At 61.7% G+C, this 15,349-nt stretch carries 17 protein-coding genes and 2 pseudogenes; 18 read left to right on the forward strand and 1 reads right to left on the reverse strand.

Features of this window, described 5'->3' with window-relative positions:
- Positions 1-184 precede the first annotated feature (184 nt).
- The 6 genes from ssb to ABAC460_RS30725 all read left to right on the forward strand — a co-directional run bounded on the left by ssb (position 185) and on the right by ABAC460_RS30725 (position 6,228).
- Positions 185-694, forward strand: a complete 510-nt coding sequence (ssb, locus tag ABAC460_RS30700; protein WP_023452451.1) for a single-stranded DNA-binding protein — start codon at positions 185-187, stop codon at positions 692-694.
- Positions 695-778: 84 nt separating this feature from the next.
- Positions 779-3,586, forward strand: a complete 2,808-nt coding sequence (gene gyrA, locus ABAC460_RS30705) for a DNA gyrase subunit A (protein ID WP_031236480.1) — start codon at positions 779-781, stop codon at positions 3,584-3,586.
- A 21-nt stretch (positions 3,587-3,607) separates the two neighbouring features.
- Positions 3,608-4,087: a pantetheine-phosphate adenylyltransferase gene (gene coaD / locus ABAC460_RS30710; RefSeq protein ID WP_023452453.1), complete on the forward strand. Its 480-nt coding sequence runs from the start codon at positions 3,608-3,610 to the stop codon at positions 4,085-4,087.
- Positions 4,088-4,112: 25 nt separating this feature from the next.
- Positions 4,113-4,982, forward strand: coding sequence for a peptidylprolyl isomerase (locus tag ABAC460_RS30715; protein ID WP_023452454.1), 870 nt, complete (start codon positions 4,113-4,115; stop codon positions 4,980-4,982).
- A 519-nt stretch (positions 4,983-5,501) separates the two neighbouring features.
- Complete coding sequence (locus tag ABAC460_RS30720) at positions 5,502-5,699, forward strand: DUF6898 family protein (protein WP_023452455.1); 198 nt, start codon at positions 5,502-5,504, stop codon at positions 5,697-5,699.
- Positions 5,700-5,763: 64 nt separating this feature from the next.
- The gene (locus tag ABAC460_RS30725; protein ID WP_155914589.1) at positions 5,764-6,228 is read left to right on the forward strand and encodes a hypothetical protein; all 465 of its coding nucleotides are present in this window, start codon (positions 5,764-5,766) and stop codon (positions 6,226-6,228) included.
- Here the strand turns inward: ABAC460_RS30725 and ABAC460_RS30730 are convergent.
- Positions 6,225-6,680 carry a hypothetical protein gene (locus ABAC460_RS30730; RefSeq protein ID WP_023452457.1) on the reverse strand — a complete coding sequence of 152 codons (456 nt, stop codon included), beginning with the start codon at positions 6,678-6,680 and terminating at the stop codon, positions 6,225-6,227. The genes ABAC460_RS30725 and ABAC460_RS30730 overlap by 4 nt on opposite strands.
- A 97-nt stretch (positions 6,681-6,777) precedes the next feature.
- Between ABAC460_RS30730 and glyA the strand changes: the two genes are divergently transcribed.
- The 12 genes and pseudogenes from glyA to ABAC460_RS50085 all read left to right on the forward strand — a co-directional run.
- The gene (gene glyA, locus ABAC460_RS30735; protein WP_023452458.1) at positions 6,778-8,082 is read left to right on the forward strand and encodes a serine hydroxymethyltransferase; all 1,305 of its coding nucleotides are present in this window, start codon (positions 6,778-6,780) and stop codon (positions 8,080-8,082) included.
- Positions 8,083-8,199: 117 nt separating this feature from the next.
- Positions 8,200-8,601: a DUF2141 domain-containing protein gene (locus tag ABAC460_RS48160; RefSeq protein ID WP_023452459.1), complete on the forward strand. Its 402-nt coding sequence runs from the start codon at positions 8,200-8,202 to the stop codon at positions 8,599-8,601.
- Positions 8,602-8,820: 219 nt separating this feature from the next.
- Entirely contained in the window at positions 8,821-9,135 is a 315-nt protein-coding gene (locus ABAC460_RS30745; RefSeq protein ID WP_155914590.1) for a hypothetical protein, read from the forward strand.
- Positions 9,107-9,556, forward strand: a pseudogene (nrdR, locus tag ABAC460_RS30750) (transcriptional regulator NrdR); the annotation flags it as partial. The gene ABAC460_RS30745 and the pseudogene nrdR, both read left to right, overlap by 29 nt.
- A gap of 117 nt (positions 9,557-9,673) precedes the next feature.
- Positions 9,674-10,321, forward strand: a complete 648-nt coding sequence (locus ABAC460_RS30755; protein ID WP_023452462.1) for a RibD family protein — start codon at positions 9,674-9,676, stop codon at positions 10,319-10,321.
- Complete coding sequence (locus ABAC460_RS30760; protein ID WP_023452463.1) at positions 10,318-10,731, forward strand: DUF4279 domain-containing protein; 414 nt, start codon at positions 10,318-10,320, stop codon at positions 10,729-10,731. The genes ABAC460_RS30755 and ABAC460_RS30760 overlap by 4 nt, the downstream gene beginning before the upstream one ends.
- 23 nt (positions 10,732-10,754) lie before the next feature.
- On the forward strand, positions 10,755-11,345 hold the full coding sequence (locus ABAC460_RS30765; protein ID WP_023452464.1) for a riboflavin synthase: 591 nt from the start codon (positions 10,755-10,757) through the stop codon (positions 11,343-11,345).
- A 6-nt stretch (positions 11,346-11,351) separates the two neighbouring features.
- Positions 11,352-12,476 (forward strand): 3,4-dihydroxy-2-butanone-4-phosphate synthase, encoded by a 1,125-nt coding sequence (ribB, locus tag ABAC460_RS30770; RefSeq protein ID WP_023452465.1) that lies wholly within the window; start codon positions 11,352-11,354, stop codon positions 12,474-12,476.
- Positions 12,477-12,807: 331 nt separating this feature from the next.
- Positions 12,808-13,275: a 6,7-dimethyl-8-ribityllumazine synthase gene (locus tag ABAC460_RS30775; RefSeq protein WP_023452466.1), complete on the forward strand. Its 468-nt coding sequence runs from the start codon at positions 12,808-12,810 to the stop codon at positions 13,273-13,275.
- Positions 13,272-13,793, forward strand: a complete 522-nt coding sequence (nusB, locus tag ABAC460_RS30780) for a transcription antitermination factor NusB (RefSeq protein ID WP_023452467.1) — start codon at positions 13,272-13,274, stop codon at positions 13,791-13,793. Before ABAC460_RS30775 ends, nusB begins: the two co-directional genes overlap by 4 nt.
- A 69-nt stretch (positions 13,794-13,862) precedes the next feature.
- Entirely contained in the window at positions 13,863-14,843 is a 981-nt protein-coding gene (thiL, locus tag ABAC460_RS30785; protein ID WP_023452468.1) for a thiamine-phosphate kinase, read from the forward strand.
- A gap of 303 nt (positions 14,844-15,146) precedes the next feature.
- A pseudogene (locus tag ABAC460_RS50085) lies at positions 15,147-15,349 on the forward strand (hypothetical protein); the annotation flags it as partial.

Below are 15,349 nucleotides of genomic sequence, written 5' to 3' on the forward strand. Positions count from 1 at the left end.
TGTTGACATTATTGGAACATAATGAGAACATAAATTGTAAAGAGCTGTTAACACCTGCCCGCGTGCCGGCCGTAAAGCTTGGCTTGGGCGGTAGAAGTCTTTAATGTTCCCTTCAATGAGTCGTTGCCGCTCCGCCGCAAGAAGCGCGGAAATCGTGCGGTAGAGAGAAGAAAGCGAAAATCCCATGGCAGGCAGTGTCAACAAGGTCATCCTTATCGGTAATCTCGGCAAGGATCCGGAAATCCGTACCCTCAATTCGGGCGACCGCGTCGCCAATCTGACCGTTGCGACCTCGGAACAGTGGCGCGACAAGATGAGCGGCGAACGCAAGGAAAAAACCGAGTGGCACCGGGTTGTCATTTTCAATGACAACCTCGCCAAGATCGCCGAACAGTATCTGCGCAAGGGCTCTACCGTCTACCTGGAAGGCAGCCTGCAGACCCGCAAGTGGACAGACCAGAGCGGCGTCGAAAAGTACTCGACCGAGGTGGTGCTGCAGAAGTTCCGTGGTGAACTGACCCTGCTGGGCGGTCGTGGCGACGGCGGTGGCCGCAGCGAGAACAGCGGCGGTGGCGGCGGCTACAACGACTACGAAGACAATGGCTACGGCGGTCCGCCGGCTTCCGCAGGCCAACGCGCCCCGGCCTCCGGCCCGGCGCAGAATTTCGATCTGGACGACGAGATTCCGTTCTAATAGATCAGTCATAACCCAGAGTAATCCGTGGAGGCGGACGGTACGACGCCGTCCGTTTCTCCACAAACCCAAGACAGTGACTAAATGAACGATACGACCAACGGCGATGATGAGCTCCCCGTGCCTTCTTCCGGAGGCCCTTCTTCTGGAGGTATGGCGCCTGCGCCGCAGGGCATCGCCTATATTTCGATCGAGGATGAGCTCAAACGCTCCTATCTCGACTATGCCATGAGCGTCATCGTCTCGCGGGCGCTTCCCGATGCCCGCGACGGCCTGAAACCTGTGCACCGGCGCATCATCTATGCCATGCACGAGGAAGGCCGGACCTCGGACAAGAAGTACGTTAAGTCGGCCAACATCGTCGGTGACGTCATGGGCCGCTATCACCCGCACGGTGACAGCGCCATCTATGACGCCCTGGTCCGCATGGCCCAGCCCTTCTCGATGAGTCTGCTGCTGGTCGACGGCCAGGGCAATTTCGGCTCCGTTGACGGCGATCCGCCGGCCGCCATGCGTTACACCGAAAGCCGGATGACCAAGGCCGCCGAGGCCCTGGTCGCCGACATCGAAAAACAGACGATCGATTTCACCGACAACTACGACGGCAGCCGTCGCGAGCCGTCGGTCCTGCCGTCGCGCATTCCCAACCTGCTGGTCAATGGCGCCGGCGGCATCGCCGTCGGCATGGCGACCAACATCCCGCCGCACAATCTGGGCGAAATCGTCGACGCCTGCCTGGCCGTCCTTGACGACCCGTCGGTGTCGATGGAAGACCTGCTGGTCATTGTTCCCGGACCGGACTACCCGACCGGCGGCGAGATTCTGGGCCGTTCCGGCGCCCGCCTGGCGCTGATGACCGGCCGCGGCTCGGTCGTCACCCGCGGCAAGGCCAGTATCGAAACCATTCGCAAGGACCGCGAAGGCATCGTCATCACCGAGATCCCGTATCAGGTGAACAAGGCGTCCATGATCGAACACATCGCCGAGCTGGTCCGCGACAAGCGGATCGAAGGCATTTCCGACGTCCGCGACGAATCCGACCGTCAAGGTATGCGCGTCGTCGTCGAACTGAAGCGCGACGCCTCGGGCGACGTCATCCTGAATCAGCTCTATCGCTTTACGGCTTTGCAGACCTCGTTCGGCGTCAACATGCTGGCGCTGGACCACGGCCGGCCGCAGCAGATGGGCCTGCGCCGTCTGCTCGATATCTTCCTCGACTTCCGCGAAGACGTCGTCGTCCGCCGCATCCGCTTCGAGCTGAATAAGGCGCGCGATCGCGGCCACGTCCTTGTCGGCCTGACCATCGCCGTCGCTAATATCGACGAAGTCATCCACATCATCCGCTCCTCCGCCGACCCCAGCGAAGCGCGTGAGCGCCTGTGCGCCAAGACCTGGCCGTCGGGCGACATGGCGCCGCTGATCGACCTGATTGCCGACCCGCGCTCGATTGTGCTGGAAGGCGCCCAGGTCCGTCTGACCGACGAGCAGGCTCGCGCCATCCTGGCCCTGACCCTGTCGCGCCTGACCGGCCTGGGCCGTGATGAAATCGGCGACGAAGCCAGGGCCCTGTCCGATGCCATTGCCGGCTATCTTGAAATCCTGTCGTCGCGCGAACGGATCATTGGGATCGTTCGTGAGGAACTGGTCGAGATCAGGGCACAGTTCGCCGTGCCGCGCCGGACTCAGATCGCCGAATCCGAAGGCGACATCGAAGACGAAGACCTGATCCCGCGTGAGGACATGGTCGTGTCCGTCACCCATTCCGGTTACGTCAAGCGCACGCCTTTGTCGATGTACCGTGAGCAGCATCGCGGCGGCAAGGGCCGCTCCGGCATGACCATGAAGGACGAGGACGCCATTATCGGCGTCTATACCGCCTCAACGCACCAGCCGATGCTGTTCTTTTCGTCGACGGGCAAGGCCTTCAAACTGAAGGTGTGGCGTCTGCCCGTGGGCAACCCGCAATCCAAGGGCAAGGCTTTCGTCAACCTGCTGCCGATCGAGCTGGGCGACAATATCAGCAACATCCTGGCCCTGCCCGAAGAAGAGGCCGGCTGGGACAAGCTGGACGTCATGTTCGCCACCAGGTCCGGCGATATCCGCCGCAACAAGCTGTCGGACTTCGCCAATGTCAATCGTGCCGGCAAGATCGCCATGAAGCTGGAGGAGGGCGACGCCATTGTCGGCGTAGCCATCTGCAGCGACGATCAGGACGTGCTGCTGTCGACCTCGGGCGGGCGGGCGATCCGTTTTGCCGTCGATGAGGTCCGCGTCTTCAAGGGCCGCGATTCGACCGGCGTGCGGGGCGTCCGACTGCTGGGCGACGACACGGTCATCTCCATGGCCATCCTGAAGCGTTCCGATGCCGTCGCCGCCGAACGCGCAGCCTATCTCAAGCGGGCTTCGGCCGAACGCGCTGCCGCCAACGGCAATGCCGACGACGAAGCACCGGCGGTCGTCGAAGACGAGGCCGAAGAGACCTCGGACATCGCTGAACTGACCGACGAACGCTATGCCGAACTGAAGGCCCAGGAAGAGTTCATCCTGACCATTTCGGATGTCGGCTTCGGCAAGCGCAGTTCCTCGTTCGAATTCCGCCGTACCGGCCGGGGCGGGCAGGGCATCGTCGCCATGGATATGAGCAAGCGCGGCGGCAAGCTGGCGGCCTGTTTCCCGATCGAGGCAACGGATGGCATCCTTCTGGTCACCCAGGGCGGGCAACTGATCCGGACCAGCGTCAAGCAGGTGCGTATCGCCGGCCGCAACACCCAGGGCGTGACCATCTTCCGCACGGCGGGTGGTGAACGCGTGGTGTCGGTCGAACGTTTGCCCGACAGCGGCGAAGATGAAGCCGGGGCCGAAGAGTCGCCCGTGGCCACAAACGAAACGTAAAACCCAACACAGGGGCGGCGCATGCGGATCGGACTTTATCCGGGAACCTTTGACCCGATCACCAACGGCCATACCGATATTATCGGCCGGGCGGTGAAACTGGTCGATAAGCTGGTCATCGGCGTGGCGTGTAATCCCGGCAAGGGACCGACCTTCAGCCTGGATGAACGGGTCGAGATGATTGTCGAACAGACGGCACATCTCGGCAATATCGAGGTGCGGCCGTTTTCCAGCCTGTTGATGCACTTTGCCGAAGAGATCGGCGCCTCGGTGATTATTCGGGGCCTGCGCGCCGTTGCCGACTTCGAATATGAGTTCCAGATGACGGCGATGAACCAGCAGTTGAACCGCGATATCGAGACGGTTTTTCTGATGGCCGACCCCCGTCATCAGGCTATTGCGTCACGCCTGGTCAAAGAAATAGCTCAATTAGGGGGCAGTATCCGTCCCTTCGTGGCGGAAAGTGTTGAAAAACGCCTCCTCGCCAAGGTAAGAAGCTAGTCGAACAGTCACAGCGGGACGAAATATGTCAGTTTTGAAAAAGGCGCTCTTGGTGGGGGCGGCGGCCTTTGCGGCTCTTGCTGGTACAGTAGGCGCCCAGACCCTGGAACCGGGCTACCGGAATCTGGACGCTGAGAACACGCTGGTCATCGATACGACCAAGGGCCGTGTCGTCGTTGAAATGTCGCCGCAACTGGCGCCGGGCCATGTCGAGCGCATGAAGACCCTGACCCGTCAGCATTTTTATGACGGGCTGATCTTCCATCGCGTCATGGAAGACTTCATGGCCCAGACCGGGGACCCGCAGGGTACCGGCCAGGGCGGTTCGGAACTGCCGGACCTGACGGCCGAATTCACCACCCGCCGCAATAGCGCTTTCCCGCTGGTGGTTGCGGCGACTCCGGTCGGTTCCCAGGTCGGTTTTGTCGGCGCCATGCCGGTCAAGTCCCAGGTCAACGAACTGATGGCCATGTCCGCCGACGGCAAGGTCAATGCCTGGGGTCTGTTCTGCCAGGGCGCTCTGGGCATGGCGCGCGACTCGCAGCCCAACTCCGCCAACAGCCAGTTCTTCCTGATGCGCGGCACAAGTTCTTTCCTTGAAACCCGCTATACGGCGCTGGGTACCGTCGTGTCCGGCCTGGATGTGGTGCGCAAGCTGAAGATCGGTGAGCCGCCGGTCAATCCGGACAAGATGATTACGGTCCGTATCCTGGCCGATATTCCGCAGGCCGAACGCCCCCAGCTCATCATCATGGATACCAATTCACCTCAGTTCAAAACCATGCTGGACGGCGTCCTGAAGGAAAAGGGCGACGGCTTCTCGGTGTGTGACGTGACGGTACCGGTCAAGGACCTTGCGCCGCCGCCGGCCGCTGCTCCCGTAGCGTCCAACTAAGACTTAGAAGGCGGGCCGACGGTCCGCCTTTTTCATGCCAGTTACCTCCTGGGCGAAGCGCTTTAATCCCTGTGCGCATTATGTGTCGGCAGGCACGCGTTGACGCTGTCCATCTGACTTATCTGGCTTATCTGGTGCGCCCCGAAGGCGCGGTTAAACACGTGGGTGCAAGTCCCACCCGGGCAATGGTCGGTTGGCCCGGAAGCTGACAGGCGGTTTTGTTGGGTAACCGGCATGACTGAAGCCCTGTGACAAAGGTCTCTTATGGAGATTTAGCGAAAGATGGGCTGTAGTGTGAGTGAAGTCTGAGCAGGCCTCGAAAGGGAAGTCGTGGACTGCGCCTCAGAGGAAATCAGTCGGAAAGCCGGATGCGGGAAAGCCGCACGTCCGGTTTGATGAGCGGGGAAGGGAAACGGAACCATGAGACACCCTCCAAGCCGCGCCTTTCCTCGACTCTACTGGACAACCCTTCTTACGTCGCTTTGGACAGACTCAGACCTTTCCGCTACACTCTCAGCCATGTCCGAAATCTACCTCGAACTCCTCCGCAACGGTAATTTCCTCAAGTGCACGGCCATCGATGCGGCCACCGGTGAGGAAGCCATGGCCATAGGTCCGCTCAACGACCCCGAAGGTGTCAAACGCCTGGCCGTGCAGAAGCTGAAGAACAAGCTGGCCGCCCGTAAGCCGCCGCCGAAACCCGGCATCACGGTCTAAAACGCGAATCCACTTCCGCTTTTAACCACATCGACATATGCTCACCTACCGCTGGGGAGGCGTCATGTCGGAAGCGTTTCATATCGCTGAATACACCAAACTGAAGGAAGAGATTCTGCTCAAGATGAAGCAGGTCGACGACTCTTTCCGGTTCATGCTCATAGCTGTGGCCGCGACCATGACCTGGGTGGTGTCCAACTATAAGACCTTCAATGACGGTCTCTATCTCATCCTGTTTTTCGTGCCGCTGTTCATCTCGGTTTCCTTCACCCTCTATATCATCGGGTTGAACAAGTCGGTGCTGTGGCGCACGGCCTATATCCGCGAACTGGAACGGCGCTATGGCGATGAGGGGCATGGCTGGGAAAGCAGCCCGCAGCACCAACGCTTTGCGATCAAGCGCACCAGCTACGCCACGGCGCGCGGGCTGATCTACTCGCTCAACGTTATCGCCTTGCTGTTTGCAAGCTATATGCTTATCCAAAACACGACCGTGGTCGAGCAGGTGAGGGCGCTGGCCGGCCTCTAACTCCCGGCGTGGTGCGCCAGGAACTTCTTGCCATGGGTCAGCGCGCTTTGCAGCGTATCGTGGCTCACACCGGCCGTGGTGGCATTGGGTGAAATTCCGGTACACAGGGTCTCGACAATAGCCACGCCGATGCCTGACGCGACCTGCGGTGCCTGATCTTCGACGATGGTCTGCAATACCGCGCCGGTTTCATCCAGAAAGGTCTGCTTCGTGGTCCACATGCTGCTGGCGTTGCAGTCGGCCTTCACCCGCGCCAGAAGGTAGATGTTGCGACCGCCATCCTTGCGAATCGCAAACAGCACATCGCCCTCGGCGATATCGCCGTTCTGCGTCACTGTCGCCTGGTCGAGGAATATGATGCGGTCTGTTGACGCATCGACCGCCTGGAACGGCGCGGCCACCGCTGGCGCAGCGGCCAGACCCACACCCAAAGCCAGCAGAAATGTACGCATAACCCCATCCTCCCTGTAAGTCGCTTGCCCTCACGGCCCTGAAAGCGTAAACGCTGCCACATCTCCCGATCCTTTTCCAGTTACAGGACTTGTCATCTTGAACGCTCCCGCCAATGCATCCGCTTTTCGCCCCGAGGGCTTCTTCCACAATGACCTGGCTACGGCCGACGAAGCCGTGCTGCACGCCATCAAGGGCGAACTGCATCGCCAGCAGGACCAGATCGAGCTGATCGCCTCGGAAAACATTGTTTCGAAAGCGGTTCTGGAAGCCCAGGGCTCGGTCCTGACCAACAAATACGCCGAAGGCTACCCCGGCCGCCGGTACTACGGTGGATGCGAATATGTCGACGAAGCCGAGAAACTGGCCATCGAACGCGCCAAGCAGTTGTTCAACTGCGCTTTCGCCAACGTCCAGCCGCACTCCGGCGCCCAGGCCAACCAGGCGGTCTTCTTCTCGCTGCTGCAGCCCGGCGACACCTATATGGGCATGGATCTGGCCTGCGGCGGTCACCTGACGCACGGCTCGCCGGCCAACCAGTCGGGCAAGTGGTTCAACGTCGTGCCCTACGGCGTGACCCAGGGCGACAACACCATCGACTACGACCAGGTCGCTCAGCTCGCCGAACAGCATAAGCCCAAGCTGATCATCGCCGGCGCCTCCAACTACCCGCGCCATATCGATTTCAAGCGCTTCCGCGAGATCGCCGATTCGGTCGGCGCCTATCTGTTCGTCGACATGGCCCACTATGCCGGCCTGGTCGCCGGCGGCGTCTATCCGGATCCGCTGCCGCACGCCCATGTGGTCACCACCACCACGCACAAGACCCTGCGCGGTCCGCGCGGCGGCATGATCCTCAGCAACGACGAAGCGCTGGGCAAGAAGATCAACTCGGCCGTCTTCCCGGGTCTTCAAGGTGGCCCGCTGATGCACGTCATCGCCGCCAAGGCCGTCTCGTTCGGCGAAGCCTTACAACCGTCGTTCAAGGCCTATGCCCGCCAGGTCGTCACGAATGCCCAGGTGCTGGCCGACACCCTGATCGAGCGCGGCTTGGCCATCGTCACCGGCGGCACCGACAGCCACGTCATGTCGGTCGACCTGCGCTCCAAGGGTCAGACCGGCAAGGCGACCGAAGCGGCTTTGGAAGCGGCCTTCATCACCTGCAACAAGAACGGTATTCCGTTCGACCCGCAGCCCTTCACCATCACTTCGGGCGTCCGTCTGGGCACCCCGGCGGGTACGACCCGCGGCTTTACCGAAGCCGAGTTCCGCATCATCGGCAACCTGATCGCCGATGTGGTCGACGGTATGAAGTCGAACAGCGGCGAGCCCGACGTCGCCGTCCAGGCCAAGGTCCGCGAAGAGGTCCTGAAGCTGACGGCCCGGTTCCCGATCTACGGCTGATCCTAAAAGGATTTCCGACATGAAGCCCTCGCTCCGGCGGGGGCTTTTTGTTGCCGCTTGACTCCACGTAAAAGAACTTTATAAATTAAAGTACTTTCTAACAATGGAGATTGAGTCGTGCTTTCACTTGCTGCCGCCGCCCTTATGTTCGCCGCCCAACCGGGCACGGTTACCGTCCAGTTCACCAGCCTGACGCCCGACAAGGGCACGGTCATGGTCCAACTCTGCGAAGCCGCCGAGTTCTCGACCTTTACCTGCCGCCGCCGCCAGGGAATCGCCGTCAAAGGCAACACCGTCACGGCGACCTTCGATAATATTCCGGCCGGCCGCTACGCCGTCACCGCCTTCCAGGACGAGAACAATGACGGCCGCCTGGCGCGCAACCTGATGGGCGTGCCGACCGAACCCTGGGCCTTTTCGGGCAAGCCGGAATTTCTGATGGGCCCGCCCAGCTTCGACTCGGTCGCCATCGATGTGCCTGCGACCGGCAAGTCCCTGTCGCTGAAGATGCAGAAATAACCATGAGCAACGTCTCGATCATCGGCTGGGCTCACACCCTGCTGACCGTACTTGCCCTGGTCTGCGCCATCGTCATCATGGTGACGCGCAAGGGCACGGCCCGCCACCGCCTGCTGGGCGACATCTACGCCATAAGCCTGTTCGTCGGCAGCGCGCTCAGCCTGACCATCTACCGCACCGGCGCCCTTTTTCTTCCCGCATGTGCTGGCGATCGCGACCATGGTCTTCATCGCCATCGGCTGGGCGGCCGGCCGGTTTCATCAGCCGAAATGGCTGTGGAAGCCCATCCATCTGACCTGCATGCTGCTCAGCCTGTACATGATTATCGGCGGCGGCATCAACGAAGCCTTCCTTCGCGTCGCCTGGCTTCGCGAACACGGAAAAGCGATATGGATAGGCCAGGCTCACGCCTTTACCTTGCTGGGATTTGTGCTACTGATCCTCCTCCTAAATTTCGTGCAGTTGTATCAGTTCGTGCGCGCGAGGTTCATTAAAAAGGATAAGGATGCGCTGCCCGTTCTGCGGAAATCTTGAAACCCAGGTGAAGGATTCGCGCCCGTCGGAAGACGGGGCGGCGATCCGCCGGCGGCGGTCGTGCTCGGAGTGCGGCGGCCGCTTCACCACGTTCGAGCGGGTGCAATTGCGCGACCTGATGATCGTCAAACGGTCTGGCCGGCGCACACCCTTCGACCGCGCCAAGCTGGAACGCTCGGTCGCCATCGCCCTGCGGAAACGCCCCGTCGACCAGGATCGGATCGATCGCATGGTGTCGGGCATCGTCCGTCAGCTCGAAAGCATGGGCGAGACCGACATCCCTTCCGAAGCCGTCGGCGGCCTGGTCATGGAAGCCCTGCGCAGCCTCGATGTCGTGGCCTATGTCCGCTACGCCTCGGTCTATCGCGACTTCCGCGAAACGTCCGACTTCGCCAAGTTCCTCGGTGATGAAGGCCTGAACCATAACAACGGCGCGCCCCCCAAGGCGACCCCTGTGCCGCGGACCGAGGCCAAGGATCCGCCAGACATCAAACGTGGACTGGGTGAGCAGGACCTCTCGCCGAGTGACGACGCTTAAGTGAGACCGCAGGTAACCCTAAAACTGGCCACGACTCTCGACGGCCGCATTGCCACCGCTTCGGGCGAAAGCCGCTGGATCACCGGCGAAGAAGCGCGCCGCTGTGTCCACGAACTGCGCGCCGGCCATGATGCCGTCCTGGTCGGCATTGAGACGGCCATCAAGGACGATCCGGAACTGACTGTGCGTCTGCATGGCTACGAAGGCTATCAGCCGACGCGGGTCGTGCTCGATTCGAAAGGCCGCCTGCCGCTGCACGCCAAGATGGTTCAGACGGCGCGGATCATTCCGACCTATGTCGTCACCACAGGTGAGCTTTCCGGTGAGATGCTGGCGGCCCAGGTCAAGGCTATCAAGGTGCCGTCGAAACACCAACGCGTGGACTTGGATGCGGCGCTGGCAGCCCTGTCCAAGGTCGGCATCGAACGTCTGTTTGTCGAAGGCGGCGGCGTTGTGGCGACGGCTTTTCTGCGCGCTGGCTATGTCGACCGACTTGAATGGTTCCGCTCCAGTACCATCTTGGGCGGAGACGGACGACCGGTGATCGGGCATCTCAATCTGGACCGGCTGGACCAGATGTTCCGCTTTACCCGGCTGGGCGTCCAGGCGGTCGGCGACGACCTCTGGGAAAGTTACGAACTGGCATGACGGTGGATCAGGATCTTTGGCGCTATTCCGTCAGGTTGCTTATCCGCCACCCCACGATCGATCCCGAGGCGATTTCTTCGGCCTTGAGCCTGGCCCCATCCAGATCGTGGCGGGTCGGGACGCCCCGGATGGGGCCAAAAGGCGACCCTTTGCCGGGAGTGTATCGCGACACAGTTTGGTCTTGGCGGACGAAGCGTGAAGATCGTGAGTTTGTGGCGTCTCTCCGCGAGATGTTGATCGTATTAGAGCCCCAGAGCGAGTTCCTTGACATGCTTATCTTATCGGGTGGCAGGGTGAGTTTGGTTCTTGATCTGTCGGGCCTGCACAATACCGGTGACGTATTGAAAGCGGATGACTTGCAACGCCTGGCAAGACTCAATATCGAATTTAGTATCGAAGTCTTTCCCTGACTTCGGCAAAAAGGACGGAAGACGTGTTTACGGGCATTATTACCAGCATGGGAACAGTGGCGGCGCTGGAGCGTTCGCCGGGTGGCGTGCGACTGACCATGAAGGTCGGTTTCGATCTGTCGGATGTGGCGCTGGGCGCCTCGATCAGCCATGCCGGCTGTTGCCTGACGGTCGTGACCATCCGCGAAGACGGCTACGACCTCGACGTCTCCAACGAAACTCTGCAAGTCACCAACCTGAACACCTGGGAGGTCGGCACCCGGGTCAACCTCGAGCGCGCGCTGAAGATCGGCGACGAACTGGGCGGCCATATCGTTTCCGGCCATGTCGATGGCCTGGCGGAACTGATCAGCGTCACCCAAGACGGCGACAGCTACCGCCTGAAGTTCCGCGCACCGCCGCCGCTGCACCGCTTTATCGCGCCGAAGGGCTCGGTCGCGCTCGACGGCATCTCGCTGACGGTCAACGAAGTCGAAGGCGATATCTTCGGCGTCAACATCATTCCGCACACCTGGCACTATACCACTTTGTCGCAGACGAAGGTCGGAGGCCATGTGAACCTTGAAGTCGACCGCCTGGCGCGCTATGCCGCGCGTTGGTTCGAAACTGAGTAGTACAATATGACTCTCCACAGCGTCCCCAGCGATCTCGACAGTCCGATTTCCTCCATCGAGGACATCCTGGAGGATGCGCGTAACGGCCGGCCGTACATCCTGGTCGATGCCGAAGACCGCGAGAACGAAGGCGATGTCGTCATCCCGGCCCAGATGGCCACGCCCGACGTCATCAACTTCATGGCGCGCTTCGCCCGCGGCCTGATCTGCTTGTCGATCACCGGCGAGCGCGCGAGAACCCTGCGCCTGCCTCCGATGGTCCACGACAACGGCGCCCGTAATGGCACGGCCTTCACCGTGTCGATCGAAGCCAAGGACGGAATCTCGACCGGGATTTCGCCGCGCGACCGCGCCCATACCATTGCCGTCGCCATCGACCCGACCAAGGATTCGCGCGACATTGTCTCGCCGGGCCACGTCTTCCCGCTGGTGGCGCGCGACGGCGGCGTCCTGGTTCGCGCCGGCCATACCGAAGCGGCCGTCGATATCTCGCGCATGGCCGGCCTGTCGCCCGCCGGGGTGATCTGCGAGATCATCAATGACGATGGCACCATGGCGCGGCTGCCGGACTTGATCAAGTTCGCCCAGACCCACGGCATGAAGATCGGCACCATTGCCGACCTGATCGCCTACCGCCGCCGCACCGAACGCTTTGTCGACCGCGTGCTGGAGCGGCCGTTCAACAGCCAGTGGGGCGGCCAGTTCCGGCTGTTCGTCTATCGCAACCAACTGGACGGTTCGGAGCACCTGGCCCTGGTTACCCATCTGCCCCAGGCCGGCAAGCCGACCCTGGTGCGCATGCATCAACTGGATCTGGCTTCAGACGTCCTGGCCGGCTTTGGCGACAGCATGCGCGCCGGCTATGTCGAAAAGGCGCTGCAGATCATGGCCGAGCACGACGGACCGGCGGTGATGGTGTTGCTGCGTGATCCGGATCCGAAGGTTTTATCGCAACGCTTCGGCGACGACTCGAGTGGCCCGGCCAGCCGCGGCCTGCGTGACTATGGCGTCGGCGCCCAGATCCTGCTGGATTTGGGCGTGCGCGACATGATAGCCCTGTCCGGCACGCGTCCCAAGCCAGCCGCTCTGGAAGGCTACGGCCTGTCGATCATCGACTGGAAGACTTTGTAAGAGTTGGGCGCGTTTCCCTTATCCTCCACCGCTTGCGGGGGAGGTGCTGAGCAAGCAAGCCTTCTTCAGGCGAAGCGCGTCGAAGCGGAGGGAGAGCCGTGAACTCGGAGCTTGTCACGCCCCCTCCGTCTCGACGCGTTTCGGCCCGTAAGGGGCCTCACTTGCTCGACACCTCCCCCGGCCTCGCCGGCAGGCAAAGCGGTGGAGGATAAGGGCAGCCCACTATGTCTTCACCCAAGTTTCCGGTCCAATCTCGCGAATTTGGCTTTGTGCCACAAGCTTTAGGCGTTATTGAGCGCCTCTTCACTTCTGTTCAGTCAGGACGACTCGCTTGTCTCAGGAAAATCCGCTCCGTATTCTGATCGTCGAAAGCCGCTTCTACGACGACATCTCCGACGAGCTTCTGGCCGGCGCCAAGGAAGCGCTGGAGGCCCACGACATCGCCTATGACGTCGTCACCGTGCCTGGCGCCTTCGAAATCCCGGCCGCCATCGCCATGGCCGAAGACGCCGCCCACCGTCCCATGGGCAAATCCTATGACGGCTATGTCGCGCTCGGCTGTGTCATCCGTGGCGACACGACCCATTACGACTATGTCTGCCTCGAATCGGCGCGCGGCCTGATGGACCTGTCCTACAAGCAACGCCTGGCCATCGGCTACGGCATCCTGACCGTCGAGGACGAGGACCAGGCCTGGGTGCGCGCTCGCCGCGCCGAAGGCGACAAGGGCGGTACAGTCGCCAAGGTCTGCCTCAGCATGATCGCGCTGCGCAAGTCGCTGCTGGAGGGCTCGGTATGAGCGACGCCAAGCCGCAAAGCCTGAAAGCCGTGATGGACCAGCTCAACGCCGAAACCGGTGCCAAGCCGCTGACCCAACGTGACAAGCGCGCCCGCACTGTGGCCCGCCTGGTCCTAGTCCAGGCCCTTTACCAGATGGAAATCACGGGCACCGGCGTCGAAACCGTCATCCGCGAGTTCGCCGATCACCGCTTCGATTCCGATCTGGAGGGCGAACCCCTGGCCCAGGCCGACGAGGAGTTCTTCGCCGAGGGCGCCCGTTCCGTCGTGCGCGAACAGGGCGTCATCGACCCGCTGATCACCAACCGCCTGGCCTCGGGCTGGCGGCTGGAACGTCTCGACACCACGGTCCGCGCCATCCTGCGCGCAGGCGCCTGGGAGCTGAAATTCCGCCCCGATGTCGGCCTCGAAGTCGTCATCAACGAATATGTCGAGATCGCTCGCGCCTTCTTCGGCGAAACCGAAGCCCGCTTCGTCAACGGCGCCCTGGACGGCGTCGCGCGCGACGTGCGCAAGTAACGGCTTTTTGCGCAGGCGAACTCGCCTTAATGGGGTAATATCGTCACTTTAGAGGGCCGGAGTTCGCTTATGAGTGAGCATCAGCATGACGAGTTCTCGATCATCGACCAGTTGTTCAAGCCGCTCGCCGGGCTTGCCAGGGAGGCGAGGGGGCTGATCGACGACGTCGCTGTGATCGCCGCCGACGGCCATCATGACCTGGTGATCTCGACCGACGCCATGGTGGCCGGGGTCCACTTTTTCGAACACGACCCGCTGGACCTGGTGGCGCGCAAGCTGATGCGCGTCAACCTGTCCGACATTATCGCCAAGGGCGCCATACCCTACGGCTATACCCTGGTCACCGCCTGGCCGCGCGGCACCACCTATTCCGAAAAGCAGGACTTTGTCCGCGGACTGAAAATCGAACAGGATCGCTTCGGCCTCGACCTGTTCGGTGGCGACACGGTGTCGACCTACGGCCCGCTGCACGTCTCCATGACCATCTTCGGCCGCGTGCCGCCGGGCCGCGCCCTGTCGCGCCTGGGCGCCCGGCCGGGCGACAAGCTCCTGGTCAGCGGCTATATCGGGCAAGGCTATCTCGGCCTGAAGGCGCTGCAGGGCGAATTCCTCGGCGTCACCCATGCCGACGAGAACGACATCATCAGCGCCTATCACCTGCCGGAGATCCGGCCGGACCTGGCGGTCTGCGTCCGTGACCATGCCCGCGCCTCGATGGACATTTCCGATGGTTTGCTGGCCGATGCCGACCATATGGCGCGCGTCAACAAGCTGATGATCCGCATCGACCTGAACAAGGTCCCGACCTCGCTGGCCGCCCGGACGGCCATGGGGGCAGGGCTATCGCCGGTCGAGCTGGTCACCGGCGGCGATGATTATCAGATCCTGTGCGCCGCCGACGATGAGGGCGCCAAGGCCCTTGTCATGTCCGGCTTTTACGAGATCGGCACCTGCCTTGGCCTGTCCGAGGACACCCCATCCGGGGCCGAACTGTGGGCTGACGGTCGGCGTATCGACGTCGCCGCCAAGGGATATTCCCACCCATTGTAATACTTATGGCTAATTTACAAAACAGGAGGGCTTTCCACCCTCCCGCCAGATTGTTTCCTGAGCAACCTGATCCTACCTTGATACGTATGTGGCGACTCTCGCCGTTGTGGAATTTGCGTTTCTCCCGGGTGAACTCATAACCCTCCGGACCTTTGATCCGGAGGGTTTTTTCTTGCCGAAAACTTACGGTTCAAAAGGTTAATACACCGGCGGGCCAAATTGCGCAGACAGGGACGCGGTCCTAGCATCCGATCATAAGCGAGGCCCCTTGGGTTGGCTTCGATAAGGATCGGAGTTTGGCTGATGACACGACTATTGACCCTGACCGCCGTAGCCGCCGTATTAGCGGTATCAACGGCTGTACCGGCTATGGCCGGTGACGACTACGGCTATTCCCGCCGCGAAACCTGCTATGACCGCGACCAGGACGCCACCGGCGGCGGCGTTGTCGCCGGCGCCATTGTCGGCGGCGCGGTCGGCGGTCCGGCCGGCGCGGTCGTGGGCGG

The sequence above is a fragment of the Asticcacaulis sp. AC460 genome (assembly GCF_000495795.1).
Lineage (GTDB): Bacteria > Pseudomonadota > Alphaproteobacteria > Caulobacterales > Caulobacteraceae > Asticcacaulis.

What these genes read in the sequence shown, in the direction of transcription:
- ssb (WP_023452451.1), top strand. Translation starts at nt 185, where the DNA reads ATGGCAGGCAGTGTCAACAAGGTCATCCTTATCGGTAATCTCGGCAAG.
- gyrA (WP_031236480.1), top strand. Translation starts at nt 779, where the DNA reads ATGAACGATACGACCAACGGCGATGATGAGCTCCCCGTGCCTTCTTCC.
- coaD (WP_023452453.1), top strand. Translation starts at nt 3,608, where the DNA reads ATGCGGATCGGACTTTATCCGGGAACCTTTGACCCGATCACCAACGGC.
- ABAC460_RS30715 (WP_023452454.1), top strand. Translation starts at nt 4,113, where the DNA reads ATGTCAGTTTTGAAAAAGGCGCTCTTGGTGGGGGCGGCGGCCTTTGCG.
- ABAC460_RS30720 (WP_023452455.1), top strand. Translation starts at nt 5,502, where the DNA reads ATGTCCGAAATCTACCTCGAACTCCTCCGCAACGGTAATTTCCTCAAG.
- ABAC460_RS30725 (WP_155914589.1), top strand. Translation starts at nt 5,764, where the DNA reads ATGTCGGAAGCGTTTCATATCGCTGAATACACCAAACTGAAGGAAGAG.
- ABAC460_RS30730 (WP_023452457.1), bottom strand. Translation starts at nt 6,680, where the DNA reads ATGCGTACATTTCTGCTGGCTTTGGGTGTGGGTCTGGCCGCTGCGCCA.
- ABAC460_RS30745 (WP_155914590.1), top strand. Translation starts at nt 8,821, where the DNA reads ATGGTCTTCATCGCCATCGGCTGGGCGGCCGGCCGGTTTCATCAGCCG.
- ABAC460_RS30760 (WP_023452463.1), top strand. Translation starts at nt 10,318, where the DNA reads ATGACGGTGGATCAGGATCTTTGGCGCTATTCCGTCAGGTTGCTTATC.
- ribB (WP_023452465.1), top strand. Translation starts at nt 11,352, where the DNA reads ATGACTCTCCACAGCGTCCCCAGCGATCTCGACAGTCCGATTTCCTCC.
- nusB (WP_023452467.1), top strand. Translation starts at nt 13,272, where the DNA reads ATGAGCGACGCCAAGCCGCAAAGCCTGAAAGCCGTGATGGACCAGCTC.
- thiL (WP_023452468.1), top strand. Translation starts at nt 13,863, where the DNA reads ATGAGTGAGCATCAGCATGACGAGTTCTCGATCATCGACCAGTTGTTC.